This is a genomic window from Vibrio sp. 2033 (genome assembly GCF_033339735.1).
The window spans coordinates 1-910 of record NZ_JAWOVC010000161.1 but is presented as its reverse complement, the minus strand read 5'-3'; the positions used below and the strand labels follow the sequence as shown (position 1 = coordinate 910).

The following is a 910-nucleotide window of genomic DNA, read 5'->3' as shown; positions in this document are numbered from 1 at the left end:
GGTATCATCGGTGCGATGGAACAAGAAGTGACCATCCTGAAAGAAGCTATGACAAACTGCCAAACCGTAAACAAAGCAGGTTGTACGTTTTTCTCTGGTCAAATTAACGATGTAGATGTAGTGCTACTACAATCTGGTATCGGTAAAGTTGCTGCGGCAGTTGGTACAACAATTCTTCTTGATGAATACCAACCAGATGTGGTTATCAACACAGGTTCTGCTGGTGGTTTCGATTCAAGCCTAAATCTAGGTGACGTAGTGATTTCTACAGAAGTGCGCCACCATGATGCAGACGTGACTGCTTTTGGCTATGAAATTGGTCAAATGGCAGGTCAACCAGCAGCATTCAAAGCGGATGAAAAACTGATGGACCTAGCGGAAAAAGCACTCGAGCAAATGGCAAATACACATGCTGTTCGCGGTTTGATCTGTACGGGCGATGCGTTTGTTTGCACGGCTGAGCGCCAAGCGTTCATTCGTGAAAACTTCCCATCCGTTATTGCGGTTGAAATGGAAGCATCAGCTATTGCTCAGACTTGCCACCAATTCAACACACCATTTGTTGTTGTACGTGCTATCTCTGACGTTGCTGATAAAGAATCGCCAATGAGCTTTGAAGAATTCCTGCCTCTAGCAGCAAAAAGCTCTTCAGAAATGGTATTCAAGATGCTGGAACTGGTTAAGTAATCCAAGTCATTCATGGAAGAAATTTTTCAGCAATTCTATGCTAACGGTGCGCTCCTCGTGATGTGGGGCGCATTACTGTTTCACCTGATCCTCCCTATTCCTCATTCCGCTCACCCTGCGACTTTATGGCGCAAGGTAGCCGAACAATTAGCAGATAAAGTAAATAACCACCATAGCTATTCACAAAGCATTCTCTCAGGAAGCCTCGCTCTTATTTTGATGA

The 910-nt window shown here is 44.6% G+C and carries 1 protein-coding gene and 1 pseudogene; both read left to right on the top strand.

Translation table 11 applies throughout. The annotated features are described in order from the left end of the window. On the top strand, positions 1–687 hold a 687-nt coding region (mtnN, locus tag R7P74_RS25315; protein WP_318123397.1), incomplete at its 5' end, for a 5'-methylthioadenosine/S-adenosylhomocysteine nucleosidase. 12 nt (positions 688–699) lie between these two features. Beyond that, a pseudogene (locus R7P74_RS25310) lies at positions 700–910 on the top strand (cobalamin biosynthesis family protein); the annotation flags it as partial.